16 protein-coding genes are annotated in these 18,376 nt (G+C 75.1%); 4 read left to right on the top strand and 12 right to left on the bottom strand.

The genetic code is table 11. From position 1 onward, the window contains the following. Nucleotides 1-154 precede the first annotated feature (154 nt). Complete coding sequence (locus ACFVXH_RS22290; protein WP_387826379.1) at nucleotides 155-964, bottom strand: nucleotidyltransferase domain-containing protein; 810 nt, start codon at nucleotides 962-964, stop codon at nucleotides 155-157. 121 nt (nucleotides 965-1,085) lie between these two features. Between ACFVXH_RS22290 and ACFVXH_RS22295 the strand changes: the two genes are divergently transcribed. After that, the gene (locus tag ACFVXH_RS22295) at nucleotides 1,086-1,520 is read left to right on the top strand and encodes a DUF4259 domain-containing protein (RefSeq protein ID WP_117492982.1); all 435 of its coding nucleotides are present in this window, start codon (nucleotides 1,086-1,088) and stop codon (nucleotides 1,518-1,520) included. Nucleotides 1,521-1,562: 42 nt separating this feature from the next. On the opposite strand, the gene ACFVXH_RS22300 is transcribed toward ACFVXH_RS22295, so the two are convergent. Beyond that, entirely contained in the window at nucleotides 1,563-2,828 is a 1,266-nt protein-coding gene (locus ACFVXH_RS22300; RefSeq protein WP_387826383.1) for an MFS transporter, read from the bottom strand. Nucleotides 2,829-2,964: 136 nt separating this feature from the next. Between ACFVXH_RS22300 and ACFVXH_RS22305 the strand changes: the two genes are divergently transcribed. Then, nucleotides 2,965-3,408, top strand: coding sequence for a winged helix-turn-helix transcriptional regulator (locus ACFVXH_RS22305; RefSeq protein WP_387826386.1), 444 nt, complete (start codon nucleotides 2,965-2,967; stop codon nucleotides 3,406-3,408). 56 nt (nucleotides 3,409-3,464) lie between these two features. Here ACFVXH_RS22305 and ACFVXH_RS22310 read toward each other — a convergent pair whose 3' ends face one another. Continuing rightward, the gene (locus ACFVXH_RS22310; protein ID WP_387826389.1) at nucleotides 3,465-4,793 is read right to left on the bottom strand and encodes a DUF6777 domain-containing protein; all 1,329 of its coding nucleotides are present in this window, start codon (nucleotides 4,791-4,793) and stop codon (nucleotides 3,465-3,467) included. A 602-nt stretch (nucleotides 4,794-5,395) separates the two neighbouring features. Between ACFVXH_RS22310 and ACFVXH_RS22315 the strand changes: the two genes are divergently transcribed. Further along, nucleotides 5,396-6,736 carry a streptophobe family protein gene (locus ACFVXH_RS22315; RefSeq protein WP_387826392.1) on the top strand — a complete coding sequence of 447 codons (1,341 nt, stop codon included), beginning with the start codon at nucleotides 5,396-5,398 and terminating at the stop codon, nucleotides 6,734-6,736. 24 nt (nucleotides 6,737-6,760) lie between these two features. Here the strand turns inward: ACFVXH_RS22315 and ACFVXH_RS22320 are convergent, their stop codons facing one another. The 5 genes from ACFVXH_RS22320 to ACFVXH_RS22340 form a co-directional block, all read right to left on the bottom strand. Further along, a complete protein-coding gene (locus ACFVXH_RS22320) occupies nucleotides 6,761-7,258 on the bottom strand; it encodes a hypothetical protein (RefSeq protein ID WP_049660167.1) in 498 nt (165 codons plus the stop codon). Between the two features lie 79 nt (nucleotides 7,259-7,337). Next, on the bottom strand, nucleotides 7,338-7,712 hold the full coding sequence (locus ACFVXH_RS22325; RefSeq protein ID WP_387826395.1) for a DUF1304 domain-containing protein: 375 nt from the start codon (nucleotides 7,710-7,712) through the stop codon (nucleotides 7,338-7,340). Next, entirely contained in the window at nucleotides 7,709-8,707 is a 999-nt protein-coding gene (locus ACFVXH_RS22330) for a serine/threonine-protein kinase (protein WP_387826673.1), read from the bottom strand. The genes ACFVXH_RS22325 and ACFVXH_RS22330 overlap by 4 nt, the downstream gene beginning before the upstream one ends. Before the next feature lie 86 nt (nucleotides 8,708-8,793). Then, the gene (locus tag ACFVXH_RS22335; protein ID WP_387826397.1) at nucleotides 8,794-9,363 is read right to left on the bottom strand and encodes a hypothetical protein; all 570 of its coding nucleotides are present in this window, start codon (nucleotides 9,361-9,363) and stop codon (nucleotides 8,794-8,796) included. An 18-nt stretch (nucleotides 9,364-9,381) separates the two neighbouring features. Next, a complete protein-coding gene (locus ACFVXH_RS22340; protein ID WP_387826400.1) occupies nucleotides 9,382-11,769 on the bottom strand; it encodes an FHA domain-containing protein in 2,388 nt (795 codons plus the stop codon). A 179-nt stretch (nucleotides 11,770-11,948) separates the two neighbouring features. Here ACFVXH_RS22340 and ACFVXH_RS22345 point away from each other — a divergent pair, with 179 nt between their 5' ends. After that, nucleotides 11,949-13,298: an acyltransferase gene (locus ACFVXH_RS22345; RefSeq protein WP_387826403.1), complete on the top strand. Its 1,350-nt coding sequence runs from the start codon at nucleotides 11,949-11,951 to the stop codon at nucleotides 13,296-13,298. 117 nt (nucleotides 13,299-13,415) lie between these two features. Here the strand turns inward: ACFVXH_RS22345 and ACFVXH_RS22350 are convergent, their stop codons facing one another. The 4 genes from ACFVXH_RS22350 to hppD all read right to left on the bottom strand — a co-directional run bounded on the left by ACFVXH_RS22350 (nucleotide 13,416) and on the right by hppD (nucleotide 18,274). Beyond that, complete coding sequence (locus ACFVXH_RS22350) at nucleotides 13,416-14,201, bottom strand: DUF3050 domain-containing protein (protein WP_074004880.1); 786 nt, start codon at nucleotides 14,199-14,201, stop codon at nucleotides 13,416-13,418. 88 nt (nucleotides 14,202-14,289) lie between these two features. Next, nucleotides 14,290-15,258 (bottom strand): alpha-ketoacid dehydrogenase subunit beta, encoded by a 969-nt coding sequence (locus tag ACFVXH_RS22355; RefSeq protein ID WP_117492990.1) that lies wholly within the window; start codon nucleotides 15,256-15,258, stop codon nucleotides 14,290-14,292. Beyond that, nucleotides 15,255-16,343 (bottom strand): thiamine pyrophosphate-dependent dehydrogenase E1 component subunit alpha, encoded by a 1,089-nt coding sequence (locus tag ACFVXH_RS22360; protein ID WP_387826407.1) that lies wholly within the window; start codon nucleotides 16,341-16,343, stop codon nucleotides 15,255-15,257. Before ACFVXH_RS22360 ends, ACFVXH_RS22355 begins: the two co-directional genes overlap by 4 nt. Then, nucleotides 16,340-18,274: a 4-hydroxyphenylpyruvate dioxygenase gene (gene hppD, locus ACFVXH_RS22365; protein ID WP_387826410.1), complete on the bottom strand. Its 1,935-nt coding sequence runs from the start codon at nucleotides 18,272-18,274 to the stop codon at nucleotides 16,340-16,342. The genes ACFVXH_RS22360 and hppD overlap by 4 nt, the downstream gene beginning before the upstream one ends. Between the last annotated feature and the right edge of the window lie 102 nt (nucleotides 18,275-18,376).

Consider the following 18,376-nt stretch of genomic DNA (forward strand, 5'->3'; position numbering starts at 1 on the left):
GAGCGGCCGCCGGGTCGAGGGCCTCGACGTACCCGATCCGCCCGCCGACGACGTCCGGGACGAGCATGCCGTGGGCCGGCGGGAGCGGACGCACCGGTGGTCCGGACCGTAGGGCCGGCCGTCCGGGTGCGGTTCCGTCACGGGCGTGCTGCCGTCACGGGCGCGGTGCCTTCACGCCGTGGACGGCGGCGTACTCGGCGGCGAGCCAGGGGCCCAGGTCGTCGACGAGCACGGTGAGGGCGGCCCGGTCGGGGGTGCGGCCGCGGGCGAGGGCGGCGGCGAGGCGCGCTTGGGCGGCGCGCTCGGGGTAGTAGCCGGCGAATATCTCGGCGGAGGCGGCGAGGTCGCTGGTCCAGCCACCCCAGCGGGGCATGACCAGGGTGAGGCAGGTGCGGACGAGGCGGCGGGAGACGGCGCGGGTGAGGCCGCGCAGTTCGGCCTCCGTGGTGGCGGCGGCCAGGCGCTCGTGCCAGAGCGGGAGGACCAGGGCCAGGTCGCCGTTGGTCTCCCGGGCGAGCAGCGAGGTGGGGCGGTAGCGGGGGAGCCGGGCGGCGAGGTCCTCGCCGAGCAGCGGGGTGCAGAGGCAGGCGACGAACCAGCCGAGGTCGTGGCGTTCGAGCTCGCTCAGCAGGGTGTCCGTGCCGGCCAGCACCACGCCGACCCCGTTCACCTGCGCGAACTCCCCGTCCAGCGCGGCCTCGAGGGCGTCGGCCTCCGCCCGGTCCGCGGCGGTGGGCTCGTGGCGCAGGGCGAGCAGCAGGTCGAGGTCGGAGACGCCGGGGGTCGCGGTGCCGCGCGGGAGGCTGCCGTAGAGGTAGGCGCTGTGCAGCCGGTCGGGGGCGAAGGCCGCGGCGATCCGCTCCCGGGCGGCGGCGACCACCGGCGCGAACGCCGGCGGCACGCGGTCGAGCGAGCCCTCCCGTGCGATGTACCCGTCCCGGTCCAGCCCCTGAATCGTGGTCATGGGGGCACTCTGCCCCACCGCAGTCGGCCCTGACCAGCGAATATCCCTCGGCCCGGCCGATTGTCAGTGCCGTGTGCAAGCATCCGTCGCACACGAACACGAACGGCGTGAGGGGATCGGCATGGGCACCTGGGACATCGGGCACTTCGACAACGACTCGGCGGCGGACTTCTGCGGCGGACTGGACGACGCGGCGCCGGGCGAGCGGGAGGCGCTGCTCCGGTCGGCGCTGCTGTACGCCGTCCGGGCGGAGGAGTTCCTGGACTCGGACGAGGCGGTGGAGGCGGTCGCCGCCGCCGCGCTGGTGGCGGCGCAGTGCCCGGGCGGGGCGGCGGTGACCAGCGCCTACGGGCCCAAGGAGCCGGTCCCGCCGCTCTCCGCCGAGCTGCGCCCGCTCGCGGTGGCGGCGCTCGACCGGGTGGTCGCGGAGGAGTCGGAGCTCGCGGAGCTGTGGGACGAGTCGGGGGAGGCGGCGGCCTGGCGCGAGGGCATACGGACACTGCGGGAGGTCCTCGCCGCGGCGTCGTCGGCGGAGGCGCCGGTGGCGGACGCGTAGGTGACGTACGCGTAGGCGCCGGGGCCGGTGGCCGATCGGCCGTCAGCGGCGGGCCGCCGTCCACCAGTAGCCGAGCGCGGTGAGGCTGGTGGCGGCGCCGAGCAGGCAGACGGCCGTCCAGCCGCCGTGGTCGTAGACGACGGTGGACAGGATCGCGCCCGCGCCGCACCCGGCGGAGTAGAGCAGCATGTAGCCGGCGGTCAGGCGGCTCTGCGCCTCCGGGCGGACCTGGTAGAGGAGGTGCTGGTTGGCGACGTGGACGGACTGCAGGCCGTAGTCGATCACCACCATGGCGAGCACCAGCCACCAGACCGAGTGCGGCAGCAGCGCGGCCGGGAGCCAGCCGACCAGCATGGCCAGCAGGCCGATGCCGGCGGTGCGTTCGGCGCGGCCGCGGTCGGCCTGGCGGCCGGCGTACCCGGCGCCGAGCGCTCCGGCGGCGCCGGCCAGGCCGAAGAGCCCGATCTGGGTGTGGCTGAGGTTGAAGGGAGGCGCGGCGAGCGGGAGCACCATCGGGGTGAGCAGCACGGTGACGGAGGTGAAGCCGAGCAGCGCGAGGACGGCCCGGACCCGGAGCACGCGCTCCTGGGCGAAGAGCGTGAACACCGAGCCGACCAACCGCGGGTAGCCGATCCGCTCGGCCGCCCGGTGCCGCTCGGACGGGACGGCGGCCGCGACGGCGAGGGCCATGGCGGCGGTGGCGACGGCGGAGACCACGTAGACGGCGCGCCAGCCGGCCAGGTCGCCGATGGTCCCGGCGACGGTGCGGGCGAGCAGGATGCCGACCACGATGCCGCTGGTCACGGTGCCGACCACCCGCCCCTGGTCGCCCGGGGCGGCGAGTTGGGCGGAGTAGGCGACGACCACCTGGGCGACGACGGCGAGGACGCCGACGGCGGCCATCGCGAGGAGCAGCAGCGGAGCGGAGGGGGCGAGTGCGACGGCGAGGAGGGCGAGGACGGACAGGCCGAGCTGGGAGGTGATCAGGGTGCGGCGGTTGACGTGGTCGCCGAGCGGCACGAGCAGGAGCAGGCCGAGGGCGTAGCCCGTCTGGGTGAGGGTGCCGACCAGGCCGATGGTCGCCGGGGCGATGCCGTAGTCCCGGGCGATCAGGTCGAGCAGTGGCTGCGAGTAGTAGACGTTGGCCACGGCGAGGCCGCAGGCGACGGAGAGCAGCCAGGCGACGGCCGGTGACAGGCCGCGCGGCGGGGCCCCGGTGGGGGTGTCGGCCGGGGCTTTGGCCAGGGCGTCGGCGGTCGGGTCGGCGGCGGTCGGGTCCTCGGCGGACGCGCGGGCGGGTGAGGTCATGAGCGGGACTCCCTCGAAGGGGCACGGTGGTTTCAAAGTGCTACCGCGACACCATGGCATACCCTGGTTTTAATAAGCAACCACGCTCTGATCGGTACGCTGGGCGCCGACCGGTGAGAGCTGAGAGGTGGGAGAAGTGCCGAAACGCACCACGCACGGGGAATCGGCCTGCCCGGTCGCCCGTCCGCTCGACGTCGTCGGCGACGGCTGGACGCTGCTGATCGTCCGTGACGCCTTCGACGGACTGCGCCGCTTCGGGCAGTTCCAGAAGAACCTCGGCCTGGCCAAGAACATCCTGTCCTCCCGCCTGGCAGGCCTGGTCGCCAACGGCGTGTTCGAGCTCGCGCCGGCCGCCGACGGCAGCCCGTACCAGGAGTACGTGCTCACCGAGAAGGGCCGTGCGCTGTTCCCGGTGATCACGGCGCTGCGGCAGTGGGGCGACCAGTGGTTCTTCGAGGAGGGCGAGCCCCGGGCGCGTCTGGTGGACCGCGAGTCCGGTGCGCCCGTCGCGCCGGTCGAGGTGCGCTCGGCGGACGGCCGGGTGCTCGGGCCCGAGGACGCGAAGGTGCTGCTGCCCTGAGGTGCGCCGCTGCCACCGGCCGGGTGAGGGTCGATGGCAGCGGGGCGTGCGCCGGGTCAGCTCGGCGTGGCGGCACTCGCGGTCGGGCAGGGCGGCAGGGTGGACGGCGCGGTGCTCGCGCAGGTCGCGGTCGGCGCCTGGGCGGTGGTGGTCGTCGCCGTGGTGCCGGTTGCCGTCGTGGCGGCGGTGGTCGCCGTCGCGGCGGAGGGCGTCCTGGTGACCGGTGTCGGCGTCTGTGTCTGAGTCTGAGTCTGAGTCGGTGCGCCGGTGGTCACCGTGGACGGGGGCGGGGTGCTGGTCGTCGTGGCCGTCCCCGGCGGCTGACCCGAGCTGGTCGGGGACGTGGCTCCGGGGGTCGTCGGGCCCGAGGAGGTGACTCCGGCGCCTGTGGAGCCCGAGGGGGTGGCACCGGTGGCACCCGAACTCGTTGGCGTGCCGGGCGATGGCGTGCCGGGTGGGGTCGTGCCCGGCGATGTTGCACCCGGCGACGTTGCACCGGGCGAGGTCGTGCCGGGGGACGTCGTACCGGGGGAGGTCGAGGAGGTGGCCGAGGGTGTGGACGGCGTCCACGGGCCCGGCGGTGGGATGCCGGGCACCAGGGGCCCCTTCGGGGGTTCGGCCGGTCGGTCCACGACCTCGACCCGCCCGGTCATCCGGGAGAACCACCCGCCGGTCTCGACGTTCACCAGGATGATCTCGGTCACCGGTCGGGCTGCCGGCACCACGATGATCAGCGTGGACGGCTGGAAGCCCGCCCAGGCCTTCCCGGTGTACCTCGCGTTGCTCACCAGCGCCGGCGGCTTCAGCGGGTTGCCGCAGGAGCAGCGCACCCGGGGCACGCCCTGGGCGTCCACCAGGACGGCGGTGCCCGCCTGCAGTGCGGACTGGTACTCGACCACCGCGCCGCTCTTGTAGGTGTGGTTGGTCACCCGGGTGTCCACCCGCAGGTAGGCGGAGGTCAGCGAGCGCAGGTAGCCGGGGACGTCGGCCTGCGCGATGCCGGCGGCGGAGGCCCAGGCGCGCCCGGTGTCCCCGGTCGAGAGCATCCCGACCAGGCGCTCGGTGTCGCAGCTCGGCTTGCCCATCGTCCCGGCGTACAGCCCGGCAGAGCTGCCCTCGACGCTGTGGAGCGCGGTCGGCGAACCGCTCCGGGACGAGGCGCCGCCCGGGTGCTGCGCCGTCGGGGTGACGGTCGGGGCGGGGGTCGGAGCGGGGGTCGGGACGGCGGAGCCGGGTGCGGGGGCGCTCACCCCCTGGGTCTCCACCGACGGGGTGAACGGGTCCGGCCCGGGATCGGCCGGGGCCTGCAGGGCGACCTCGTTCGCGGTCGGCACGGCCGGGTGGTTGCCGCCCTGGTTGTTGACGATCAGCACGGTGGCCACCACGGCCACCGCCACCGTGCCCGCCGCCAGCGCCAGCCCCTTCCCGGAGCGCCACCACGGCGTGCGCGCCCCGCGTCCGGGCCCGCCGGACGACGGCCCGCCGGGCCCGCCCGCGCCGCCCGGTCCGGACGGCCCGCCCGGCCCGCTCGCACCGCCGGGACCACTCGCACTCCCGGCGCCACCCGCCCCGGCGGCCCCGGACGGGCCCGAGGGCGGAGGGGGCGTGGACGGCGGACCGGCCGTACCGCCGCCGGACGGTCGACCGGCCAACGGCCCGGACGGGGGACCGGACGGCGGACCGTGCGGAGGTTCACCGGGCGGGCCGGACGGAGGCGGTTGGGAGGTCATCGAGGCTCCGTTTCGCAGGCGGTCGGCCGACCGGGGCCGGCTCGGGAGGCTCCTGCCAGTGGCTTCCCTTTCTCCCCCGTTGCCCCGTTCGCCGCAACAGCAGGTGCCGGGGCGTCGCCGAGCGTGCCCGCCGACCGTCGGCCACCCTGGAAACCCGGCCGGAACCCGGCCGGGAGCCGATCGGGCGTAGATCAGAGATCGATCGCGCCGCGCCCGGGCCGGACCCCTGTGCACCCCGCGAGCGACGAGGAGGCGGCATGCAGCAGCCCACCACCCGGGCCGCGGGCCCGCCCGGCGCCGTACGCGGCTGGCTGGACGCGCTCGCCGTCGTGCTGGCCGGGCTGGTCGCGATGGCGGCGGTGGCCGCGCTCGGTCTCTGGCTGGCCGGCGCCGACGACCTCCCGGACGGCGGCTTCCCCGCCGTGCTGGCCGCGACGCTCGCGCTCGCCGTCGGCGGCACCGTCGAACTCGACGGCGGAGCCGGGGACTTCGCGGCGGTCGGGGCCGGGATCAGCGCGATGCCGCTGAGCGTCTCGGTGGTCGGCGCGGTCGCGATGGCCGAGGTGTTCCTGCGCCAGCTGCGCTTCCGCGCGGTCGCGGGCGGCGGTGAGCTGCTCGGGCGGATCGGCCGGACGCTGCTGCTCTGGGTGCTCGCCCTGGTGCTGCTCACCCTCGGCGCCCGGCACAGCTTCGTCGTCCCGCTCGGCGGCGACCTGGCCCAGTCGATCGGCGGCGCGCTCGGGCTGACCCCGGAGGTCGGCTTCCGGGCGGACGGCCCGACCACCGTGGGCATCGGGCTGGCCTGGCTGCTGGTGGTGTTCGCGGTCACCTTCGCGGTGTCCCGGCGGGCCCCGCTGCCGCCCGCCCTGGTGCGCTACCAACTCGCCGTCCGCCCGCCCGCGTTCGCGCTCTGGCTGGTCCTGCTGGCGTACCTGGCGATCGGTGCGGTGGCCGGGGTGCTGACCGCGGTCGTGCACGGGAACCCCCGGCAGACCCTGGCCGTGGTGCTGCTCGCGCTGCCCGACCTGGTCTGGCTGGCCTTCGGCATCGGGCTCGGCGCCACGTGGCACGGGCGGCTGGTCGGCGGGCTCGGCCTGCCCGTCCCCAAGCCGCTCAGCGCGGTGCTGCGCACCCCCGGGGGCGGGCCGGCGACCATCGACCTCGGCGCCCTCGCGGAGCAGGACGCCCGCAGCTGGTGGCTGCTGCCGTTGGCCGCCGTCCTGTTGCTCGCCGCCGCCTTCCTGGCGGCCCGCCGCGCGCCGCGCACCGTCCGGCTCTGGCGGCACGCCGTCCGGTTCGCGCTCGCCACCGCCGTCACCGTGCTGCTGGTGGGTCTGTGGACCCGGGTGGACGCCGACTACGGGCTCTCCGTGCTCGGTGTCGGCCTCGGCCAGGGCGGCCTGGGCGACCTGCTGGGCGCCGTGCTCGGCGGCGGCAACCCGCTGGCCGGGCTGGGCGGCGGGAGCCTCACCCTGCGCCCGGTGCTCTGGACGGCGGTGCCGCTCGCGGCGGGCTGGGGGCTGCTGACCGGCGCGCTCGGCGCCCTGCTCGCCACCCGGGTGCGGCACCGCGGCGAGGTGCCGGCGGACGCCGAGTGACGGGTGCGGGGGGCGTGGCCCGGCTCAGAACAGCCGGTGGCCCCGCACCCACATGGTCTTGCGGCCGTCGGCCCGGATGAGCCGGAGTTTCCCGATGCCGTCGTGGATGCCCGCACTGAGCAGCAGCGACGGTCCGACGACCACGCCCGCGGCGGCCAGCGTGAAGAGCAGGCCGATGTTGTCGACGGCCTGGTCGTCGCCCTCCTCGACGGTCCGGCCGCCCAGCTGGACCAGCATCGGGACGAGGGCCAGCAGCGAGAGCACCAGCAGCCAGCCCACCGTCCGGTGGACCAGCCGCTTGACCCGCGCCCTGGTGGCGGTCTCCACCCGGACGGAGAAGGAACGCCGGCAGCGCGGGCAGATGACGCCGATCTCCTTGTTGCCGCCGGTGGGCCGGGGCGAGCCGCCCTCCGGCAGGTGTGCGACGCTCCAGCTGACCTTCGTCGAGGTGAGGCCCTGCTGGACGCTCACCCGACAGCCGAGGCCGACGACGTACCGGTCGGTGATCGGGATCTTCGCCACTGCTGCCACCCCCAGCCGCCGCGACCGTCGCGGGGTAGGCGGAGTTTAGCCGCACGCCTGAAGAGATGGTGATGAAACGTCAGAAAGCCTCCGTCAGAAGGATGATCGCCGCCGGGACGGCCTGGCCGAGTGCACCGCGCCACAGCTTCGGCTCCGAGGTGAACAGGGTGATCCCGCCCGCGACCATGAACGCGGCGACGTAGAGCACCACCGCCCGCCCGGCCCCCGGGTGTCCGGTGTGCAGCAGGACCAGGCCGGCGACCAGGCCGAGGGCCAGGAAGAGGTTGTAGAAACCGACGTTGACGCGCCACAGCCGGACCTCCGGGGCGTCCGCCGTGCTGCTGGTCAGCACGCGGCGCACCCGCGGGTGCCCGTACAGGAAGCTCTCCAGCGGCCAGACGATCAGGTGGATCGCCGCGGCGACCACGGCGAAGACCTGGCTCACGGCGTTCATGACGGACGGCTCCCTGCGGGCGGCGACGGCGGCGGGTGGACGACCGGTGCGGCCCAGGCGGGCGGCCCGGGCACCGGGGTCGGGTCGGGGGCGAGCGCGGGGACGACCCGGGTGGGCGGCCCGTCGGCGCGCCACGGTTCCGGCGCGGCGGCGGTGCTCGCCGCGCGCAGCTCGGCGACGAAGTCCAGGCAGTTCGGGTACCGCTTCCCGGGCGTCTTGGCCAGTGCCCGGGCGACCACCGCGCCGACGGCGGTCGGCAGGTCGGGCCGGTGTTCGCGCAGCGCGGGCGGCGGGTCGTTGAGGTGCGCCCAGAGCAGCGCGAGGTCGCTCTCCCGGCGGAACGGCGGGGCGCCCGCGAGCATCTCGAAGACCACGCAGCCGAGGCCGTACTGGTCGCAGCGCCCGTCCAGCGGCCTGCCGGAGATCTGCTCGGGCGCCGCGTAGTCGAGCGTGCCGACGATCTGGCCGACGGTGGTCAGCCCGCTGAGCGAGAGGGACTTCTTGGTCAGGCCGAAGTCCGCCAGGTACAGGTGCTCGGGGTGCTCGCTGTCCGTCCCGGCGGCGACCAGGACGTTGCCCGGCTTGACGTCCCGGTGCACCAGGCCGTGGTCGTGCGCGGCGTCCAGTGCCGAGGCGATCTGGAGGGCGAACCGGACGGCCCGCCCGACCGGGAACGGGCCGGAGCGGTTGATCAGGGCGCGCAGGTCGCCGCCCTCCACGTAGCGCATCGCGAGGTACAGGATGCCGTCCTGCTCGCCCGCCTCGAACACCGGGATGATGTGCGGGTGGTCGATCGCGGCGGCGGCCTCCGACTCGTGCATGAACCGCTGCCGGAACACCTCGTTGCGGGCCAGCTCGGGGGCGAGCAGCTTGACCGCGACGGTCCGGCCGAGCCGCAGGTCCTTGGCCCGGTAGACCACGGCCATGCCGCCGCGCCCGATCTCGTTCTCCAGCCGGTAGCCGGCGACCCGCCGCCCGACCAGCCCGGCGGGCAGACCGGTGGCGTCCCGCTCGGGGACATCCCGCTTGGCGGCGTCGCGTGCGGCGGACGGCCGCTCGACGCCGTCGCGCTCGGCGGAGGTCACGGCTCACCGGTCCGGGTGGGGGCGGACGGGCCCTCCGCGGACGGGCCGTGCGCGGGCGCGGGCGACGGCGCGGGAGAGGGGCTGGGCCGGTCGGTGGCCGCGTACGTCTGGAGCTGGAGCCCGTCGCCGTAGCACCAGCGGTCGTGCACCGGGTCGAACAGCCAGACCGCCTCGCCGTCCACCACCAGGCCGATCCGCAGGCCCCGGGTGCGCTCCCGGAAGGCCCCCAGGTCGAGGGCGCCACCGGCGAGGTCCTCCAGCAGGGCGCGGTAGCGGTCGAGTGCGCCCCCGGCCTCGGCCAGCGCCGGCCGCGGGTCGGCGGTCCGCGCGGGCGGGCCGCCGGCGGCGGGCGGTGGCTGCGGCAGCGCGACCAGCAGGCGGCCGTCCACCCAGGCGGTCCAGCCGTTGGAGCAGAGGATCCGCGCCCAGTCGCCCCGGCGGTCGAGCAGCTGCAGCGGCAGCAGCGCGTCGAGCCGGGCGTCCGGCCGGGCCGGGTCGGGTGCCGCCCAGGAGGCCATCCCGTCCGGCGGGGCGACGTGGGTGGGGCGGAACGCGAGCTCGTCCATGCGGCGGTCGCCCTTCCGCTAGCGCCGCATGATGCTCGGCTCGTGCCGCCGCAGCAGGGCCAGCACCACCAGGCCGTACAGCAGCGAGAGCGCGGGCAGCAGCGCGATGCCCACCAGCCAGCCGGTGCGCTGGTGCCGGAACATCGGGTCGGCGGTGATCGCGTTCGGGAAGATGCCGTGCAGCTCGACGGTGCGCGCCATCGCCGACAGGCCCCAGCGCGACGGGACCAGCCAGGCGAACTGCTCCAGCCCCGGGACGCCGTGCAGCTTGAGCATCAGGCCGCTGAAGACGATCTGCACCACCGAGAGGAGCACCAGCAGCGGCATGGTGGCCTCCTCCTTGCCCACCAGCGCCGAGACCACCAGGCCGAGCATCATCGCCGAGAAGGCGAGCAGCGCGACCGCGAGGATCAGTTCGGGCAGCTGCGGCATCACCACCCCGGTCGGCACCGCGAAGGAGAGGTCCACCCCGGCCAGGCCGACCACGGTCAGCACCGCGGCCTGGGCCACCGTGACCGTGCCGAGCACCACCACCTTGGAGACCAGGTAGGCCGATCTGGACAGCCCGACCACCCGCTCCCGCCGGTAGATCGCGCGCTCCTTGACCAGCTCGCGCACCGAGTTGGCGGCGCCGGTGAGCAGCCCGCCGATGCAGAGCGTGAGCAGGCAGTTGACGGCGTTGTCGGGGGAGAGCCGGGAGCCGGCCATCGCCCGGCACATCAGGCCGATCACGAAGGGCAGCACCACCATGATGGTGAGGAAGAGCCGGTCGGCGGCCAGCACCGCGGTGTACCGGCGTACCAGGGTGCCCAGTTGGGAGAACCAGCCCTGCGGCTTGTCCCAGTCGATCACGGGAGGGGCGGGCGTGGCCGACGCGGCGGGCTCGTGCGGGGGCGGGTGCGAATGCGGGTGCGGACGGGGGGACGGCGTCGGCCCGCCCTCGGCCGCCACGTAGCGCGCGTACTGCGGGGAGCCGCGGAACCGCTGCTGCCAGCTGTCGTGGTCCTCGTCCTCGAAGGCCTCGAAGGCCTCCGGCCACTCCTCGTAGCCGAAGAAGCCCAGCGCCTCGCCGGGCGGCCCGTAGTACGCCGTCCGCCCGCCCGGGGCCAGCACCAGCAGCCGGTCGCAGACGCTCAGGCTCAGCACGCTGTGCGTCACCACGACCACCGTCCGGCCGTCGTCGGCGAGCCCGCGCAGCATCCGCATCACCGAGCGCTCCATGCCCGGGTCCAGCCCGGAGGTCGGCTCGTCGAGGAAGAGCAGGGACGGCTTGGTGAGCAGCTCCAGCGCGACGCTGACCCGTTTGCGCTGGCCGCCGGAGAGGCTGGCGATCACCTGGTCGGCCCGGCCGTCCAGGCCCAGTTCATGGATCACCTCGCGGACCCGGGCCTCCCGCTCGTGCGGCTCGGTGTCGCCGGGGAAGCGCAGCTCGGCGGCGTAGGACAGGGCGCGGTGGACGGTGAGCTGGGTGTGCAGGATGTCGTCCTGCGGCACCAGACCGATCCGGCGGCGCAGCTCGGCGTAGTCGCGGTAGAGGTCGCGCCCGTCGTACAGCACCGTGCCCTGGTCGGCGGGGCGCAGCCCGGTGAGCGCGTTGAGCAGGGTGGACTTGCCCGCGCCGCTCGGCCCGGCCACCGCGAGCAGCGCCTTCTCGGCGAGCGGGAAGCCGACGTCGTCCAGCAGCACCCGGTGGTCGGGGCCGACCCGGACCACCAGGTGCCGGACGTCCAGGGAGACCTCGCCGGTGTCGGTGTACTCGACCAGCCGACCGTCGGCCAGGCAGAGCGCGGAGTGGCCGATGCCGACGATGTCCGCCGGGCCGACCGGGGCGCGCTGGACGGGGCGGCCGTTGAGGTAGGTGCCGTTGTGGCTGTCCAGGTCGACGATCTCGTGGCCGCCGTCGGGCAGCGCGCGCAGTTCGGCGTGGTACCGGGAGACCACCAGGTTGTCCAGGACCAGGTCGTTGTCGCGCGAGCGGCCGATCCGGACGGTGCGGCCGAGCAGCCGGTGGACGGCGCTCGGACGGCGGAAGGTGCCGGAGAGGTGCGGGGCGACCAGCGACGGCCGCTTGTGCGCGGTGGGTGCCGGAAGGCCGGCGAAGGCCGCGGACGGGCCGTCGGCCGGGTCGCCGAAGCGCAGCCGGGTGCCCGGGCCGACCTCCTCGCGGCTGACCCGCCGGCCCTCGTCGTACGTGCCGTTGGTGCTGTCGACGTCCTCCAGCAGCCAGTGCCCTCCGGTGGCGCGCAGGATCGCGTGGTGCCAGGACACCCGGGGGTCGTCCAGGACGATCTCGCTGGTCGGGTCGCGGCCGAGGTGGTAGGCCCGGGTCGGGTCGATCACCCGCGACGCGGTGCCGGTGACCAGGACGAGGGGCGGCGCGGAGGGTGCGCCGGGGCGCTCTCCCATGCTGCGCATTCTATCGCCGTCGCTGTCGCCGCACCGGCCGAAGAGCCCTGCCGGAGTGCGGGATTGGACTGGACCACTGCCTCCGCGCGCCACTATCGTTCGGCGTGCCCGCGGATCGCGCGCCGCCGGAACGCGCCCGCGCGTCACCGGGAGTCGTCGAGTGCTTCGGAACGGAACCCATGAGCATCTGGCCGCAGTTGCGAAGATCCCGGACCGTCCGGGCCGGGCACGCCACCGGCCGGGTGCTGCGCTGCGGGCTGATGGACACCATGCTCGCCGACCTCGCCGTCTCGGTCGTGCTCTGCTTCGAGCACCCGCTGGACGACGACCGGCTCGCCGCCGGCCTGGCCCGGGCGCTGGAGCGGGTGCCGGTCTTCGCCGGAAGGCTGCGCACCGTCGAAGGCGTCCTGGAGGCGGTCTGCGACGACACCGGCGTGCCGTTCGAGGTCTACACCGTGGAGGGCACGCTCGCCGAGGCGATGGGCCGGGCGACGGCGGCCGGCGCCGAACTGGTCGCCCCGCTGGACGCCCCCGCCGCCCGCGACGGCGGCGTCCCGCTGCTCACCGTGCGCCTCACCCGCACGGCCGACGGCGGCACGGTGCTCGGCTGCTCCTGGCACCATGCGATCGGCGACCTGCACAGCTTCATGCTGCTGCTGCGGACCTGGTCCGCGGCGGTCGAGGGCGAACCGCTGCCGAAGGCCGAACTCGTCGATAACCAGGACGAGTTGCTGGCCGAGGTACTCCCGGACGAGGACTGCGGCCGGCCCGGCTTCCGGCTGCCCTCGGCGGCGGAGGCGGAGCTGCTGGCCCGCGAGGTGGCGGTCGGGCCACGCGCCAACCGGATCGTCCAGATCGCCTTCACCGACGCCGAACTGGCCAGGATGCGCGAGGAGTTCGGACTCGCGGCCGGGCGCCGGCTCTCCTCCGGGGACGTGCTCTGCGCCCACCTCCTCAGCACCCTGCGGGAGTTGGACGGGGACGGCGCCGAGCGGATGCTGACCGTGCCGGTCAACGCGCGCCGCTGGCTGGGCCTGTCGCCCGCGCTGCTCGGCAACCTCCTCAGCGAGGTCCATCTGCCGCACCGGCCCGAGGAAGGACCGGCGGTGCTCGCGGGCGCACTGCGTACGGCGGTCGAGGAGTTCCCGACCGCACACCTCAACCTCCGCGCCAACCTGTGGTTCCTGGCCACCCTCGGCCGCTCCCGGCTGCGCGACTGCGTGCCGCTGGGCTTCGACCCGGCGGCGCGCCGGTTCAGCTTCTCCAACTGGAGCGGCTTCGGCGCCTATGCGGTGAGCTTCCAGGGGAAGCGGCCCGTGCTGTTCAGTCCGGCGGCCAACTACCCGATTCCCTGGGTCTGTTGGACGGTCGAGGGGTTCCGGGGCGAGGGCCGGCTGGCCACCGTGGTGCTGCCGGCCCGACTCGCCGCCCGGGTGCGCGGGGCGGAGGGCCGGGCGGCGCTGCACCGGTTCCGCAGGGCCGGGGACCGGCCGCCCGCCTCGGCCGGGGTGCTGCCCAAGGTGCTCTGAGCCGCCCCGCCGGTGCGGGTGCGAAGGCAGGCCCCGGCGGCGGAAGGGCGCCCACGGGGGATGTCGGTTCCCCATGGGCGCCCTTCCACCGTGACGACGGACGTCCTCCGGCAGGCCTCAGAAGGACCGCTCGATCGCGGTCCACAGCTGGAGCCGGGCGCGCAGCGCGGTGCGGACCGTCTCGGCGCAGGAGTCCCACTTGTCCTGGTCGTCGCCGCACAGGTCGATCAGCATCTGCATCGCCATCGGGGTGTGCTGCTCGCCGTCGACCTCGATGTGACGGGCCAGGTAGTCCTTGAAGACGGTGAGCGCGCCCTCGGGGTCGTCGATCCGGATGACCTGGGTGAACATGTCCGGGATCAGGTCCTCGCGGCCGAAGGCGAAGGCGGCGGCCCGGCAGTGCACCGGCGCGTTCTCCACGATCGACCAGGTGGTGGAGGTGAAGTCCAGGGCGGGCTGCGGCACTCCGGCGTTCTTCAGGGCGTCCGGCACGGCGGTGCCGGAGCCCAGCAGGGCCAGGAACTCCTCGATCGGGCGCGGGTCGGCACCGGCCTGCCGCATGCCCTCGACGTACAGCTCGAAGTGGCTGGTGTAGCCCTCGCCGAGCTCGTCGCTCTCCTCGACCAGCACGATCTCGTTGATCAGCCGGCGGCTGGCGGTCGGGCCGTTCGGGACCCACGGCACGTCCACGCAGGTGAGGTCGCGCTGGAGGCTCTTGAGCAGCGACATGAAGTCCCAGACGGCGAAGACGTGGCTGCCGAGGAAGGTGCGGACCCGCTCGATGCCGGTGAGCGAGCGGTACACCGAGTGCTCGACCACCTCGCGGCGCAGCGGGTCGATGGCCTGCTGGAGGCTGGTCAGGCCGGGGTGCGAGCGGTCCCAGTGGTAGCGGTTCGTGGACAACGTGGCTCCTTGGTCGGGCTGTTGGGCGATCGAAGTGTTCGGGGTGCGCGAGGTACGCGGGGGCTGCGCCGCTTCGGGGCGCGGTCGGTCAGCGGTGCTTCAGCACGAGGTCCAGCGCGTGCCGCAGCTGCTCGCGGCCGGGCTGGACGGCGCGGTCGAGGGCGGGGGCGAAGGGCAGCACGGCGCCGTCCGGGCGGGTGATCCGTCGGGGCGGGGCGACCAGGCGCATCTCCTCGGCGGCCGTGGCCAGCACCTCGGCACCGAAGCCGCAGCTGCGGTTGGAGTCGTCCAGGACGACCAGGCGGCCGGTGCGTTCCAGCGAGTCGGCGAGCGCCTGCCAGTCGAAGGGGTACACCGTGCGCGGGTCGAGGACCTCCACCGAGACCTCCGGCGCCAGTTCCTCGGCCACCGCGAGGGCGTCGTGCACCAGGTGCCCGAGGGCGACCACGGTGACGTCGCTGCCCGGCCGGTGGATCCGGGCCCGGCCGAGCGGGACGGGGACGAGGTCCCAGGTGACGGTCTCGCGCACCGGCATCGCGGCGGCGGGCGCGAACACCACGACCGGGTCCGGGTCGCGGATCGCCGAGCGCAGCAGCCCGTAGGCGTCGGTCGGGGTGGCGGGCACCACGGTCTTCACCCCGGCGTGCGCGAACAGGCTGTACGGGTGGTCGGAGTGCTGCCCGGCCCAGCCGTCCCGGGAGCCCGAGCCGGGCACCAGGCAGGTCAGCGGGACGGCGGCCTGGCCGCCGGTCATCAGCGAGAACTTGTGGGCCTGGTTGACGAGTTGCTCGAAGACCAGGAACAGCAGCGACGGGATCTGGAACTCCAGCACCGGGCGCCGGCCGGCCAGCGCGGCGCCGACGGCCATCGAGGTGAAGGCCTGCTCGGACAGCGGGGTGTCGACGATCCGGCCCGGCCCGAAGCGGTCCAGCAGGCCGAGGGTCGGCCCGGCCAGACCGGCGCCGATGTCCTCGCCGAAGACGCAGACCGCCGGATCGGCGGCGAGTTCGTCGGCCAGCGCCCGGTTGAGCGCCTTGGTGTACGAGAGCCTGGTCACGGCGTCGCCCCCGCCCGGGGCCGCAGCCCGTCGGCGTACAGGTGGTCCAGTGCGCCCGCCGGGTCCGGGTGCTCCGAGGCGAGCGCGAACTCCTCGGCGGCGGCGAGCTGTTCGGCCACCGAGCGGTCCAGCTCGGCGACCGTCGCCGGGTCGAGCAGGGCGGCGGCCCTGGGGAGCGGGTCGCGCTCGCGCCAGGCGTCGACCTCCTCGGGGGAGCGGTAGCGCAGCTTCATCCGGCGCTCCATGGTGTGGTGGCCCTCGTAGCGGTAGGTGCGGCAGGCCAGGAAGCCCGGGCCGCGGCCGCGGCGGGCCCGCTCGACGGCGCGCAGCGCGGCGGTGCGGACGGCCTCGGTGTCCATGCCGTCCACCTCCTCGGCGGGGATGCCGAAGGCGGCGGCCCGGCCGATGGCGCTGCCCGCGACGGCGGTGGCGGCGGGCAGGGTGGTGGCGTAGCCGTTGTCCTCGCAGACGAACAGCACCGGCAGGCGCCACATCGCGGCGAGGTTGAGCGACTCCAGCAGGACGCCCTGGTTGAGCGCGCCGTCGCCGAAGAAGGCCACCGCGACCGGGGTCCGGCCGACCTCCGGGCCGTCGGTCCCCGGCCCTTCGGTTCCCGGCCCTTCGGCCGTCGTCCGTCCGGGGTTGACAGCCGCCCAGGCCGCGCCGACCGCGATCGGGGCACCGGCGCCGACCATGCCGTTGGCGCCGAGGATGCCCAGTGAGAAGTCGGCGGCGTGCATGGAGCCGCCCCGGCCGCCGTTCGACCCGCCGACCCGCCCCAGGAGTTCGGCGAGCAGCCGGTGCGGCGCGGTGCCCCGGGCGAGCACGTGGCCGTGGCCGCGGTGGGTGCTGGCGAGCCGGTCGCCCGGGCCGAGCGCCGAGCAGACGCCGACCGCGACGGCCTCCTGCCCGATGTACGGGTGGATGCCACCGGGGATCGCGCCGGACTTCACCAGGCCGAGCGCCAGCTCCTCGAAGCCGCGGATCAGCCGCAGCATCCGGTAGCGCTCGGCGGGGGTGTCCAGCGGGGCGGGGCTGTCGGGCAGTGCGGCGCCCTCGCCGGCCGGGTGCGCGGGAGCGGTCACGGCCGCCCCCGCCAGACCGTCGGGCAGAACCGCGGGTCGGCGTAGTCCGGCCGGCCGTCGTCCGTACGGCCCACCAGCACGTCGTGGTTGTACACCACCGGCTCGCCGTCCGGCCGGTCGTGCCGGCGGTACTCGTTGGCGCCGTCCTGGAGGTGCAGCGAGACCGCCCGGCGCGGGAAGGAGGCGAGGTTGGGGCCGCTGCCGTGGTACGTGCGGCAGTGGTGGAAGGACAGGTGGCCGCGCGGGATCAGCATCGGGACCTTGCGCACCCGCTGCCCGTTGTGGGCGGCGTTGGCGGCCAGGATGGACTCCAGCTCGGAGCCGTCGCGGTCGGCGAAGTGCCGGGTGGAGTCCTCGCCGGACGGCAGCTCCCGCCAGCGGTGGCTGCCGTCGACCATGGTGATGGTGCCGTTCTCCTCGCGGCAGTCGTGGAACGGGATGAAGGCGGTGAGCATCTCCTCGGAGCTACAGGTCTGCCAGTAGTGCTTGTCGAAGTGCCACGGCACCCGGTTGCTGGGCTCCTCGGGCACCGGGGGCTTGTAGATGAGCGTCGACTGGAAGACCCGGATCTCCTCGGTGCCGGCGAGCAGCGCGGCCACCGCGCCGACCAGCGGCTTGCGCAGGATCGCGCCGATCGCGTCGCTCTCGTAGTGCACGTAGTCGTTGTGCCGCTGGACCGGCCCGTCCTCGGGCCGCCAGGAGGCCAACCGGGGTGGCCGGACGGGCAGTTCGCGGTCCCGGTGGCCGGCGTAGTACGCCTCGGTGGCGGCCTGGAGGGTGTCCAGCTCCTCGTCGCTGAAGAGCCTGCGGGAGAGGTACCAGCCGTGCTCGCGGTAGTGCGCCACCTCGTCGGGGGTGGGCAGCAGGGCGCGCTCGGCCTCGGTGAGCCGGAACCCGGGGGCGGCGGCCAGCGCGCGGGCCTGCTTCGGCTGTGCGGGGGCGGGCCGGTCCTCGGCGGCGGGGCCGTGCCGTTCGACGGCCTCGTAGAGGGCCTTGATGTTCGCGGTGCCGAAGGTGCCCGCTCCCTGCCGTTCGATCAGTTCGAGGAAATAGGTGCGCCGGGGGTGGGTCGAGCGGGCGAAGATCTGGAACAGCTGGCCGCCGTGGTCCTGGTCGACCAGGACATGCAGGTCGCGCAGGGTCGCCACCGGGATGGCCGTCTCGCCGAAGCGGTCGGCCAGGGCGTCGAAGTAGGCGTCCGGCGTGGTCAGGAACTCCACGCCGCGCTCCCGGGCGGTCCGGACGGCGCCGGCGATGTCGCGGGTGCTGAAGGCGAGGTGCTGGACGCCGGCCCCGCCGTGGGCGGCGAGGAACTCGTCGATCTGGCCGGGGCGGCGGGTGGTGTCGGGCTCGATCAGGGTGAAGGTGACGCCGCCGGAGGCGCTCTGCACCACCTTGGAGTCCATCGCCTGCTCGCCGACCTCGATGTACTCCTCGAAGATCGTGCGGAAGTCCAGCGCGCTCTCGCAGAACCGTACGGCCTCCGCGAGCGTGCCGGTCGGCAGGCAGATCGCGACGTGGTCGAGGCCGTCCAGCAGGCGGGGCTCCGGGGTGGCCTCGGCGTCCGGCAGCGGGACCAGGCGCAGCGCGGTGTCGCCGAAGCCCTCGATCAGGGCGCCGGCCCGGTCGAGCACCCGGGCGCCGTGCCGCTCGGCCCGCTCCAGTGCGGCCGCCGGGTCGGCGCAGCCGAGGGCGAGGACGGCGACGCCGTCCCCGTGCCGGGTGACGTACTCGGCCACCGGGTGCTCCGGGTCGGCGGCGGAGGTCAGCCGCAGCCGGATGGTGCCCTGGCGCAGCCCGATGGTGCGGGAGCCGTCCGGGGCGGTGGCCGGGGCGTCGGCGGTGAAGCCGAGGTCGGCGCTGAGTCCGGCCGCGGTCTTGTCGGCGTCCGCGCAGTGGAACTCGACGTGGGTGATGGTCTGGATGGACAACGGGATCTCCCCCCGGGAGGGATGGTGGATCGAGGATCGGGGCGCGCCGGCGCCGCGCGGCGGTGCGCGGCGGGCGACCGCGGTCGGGCGGCGGCTGTCGGC

Origin of the sequence: Kitasatospora sp. NPDC058184 (genome assembly GCF_042883725.1) — a bacterium.
Taxonomy (GTDB): domain Bacteria; phylum Actinomycetota; class Actinomycetes; order Streptomycetales; family Streptomycetaceae; genus Kitasatospora.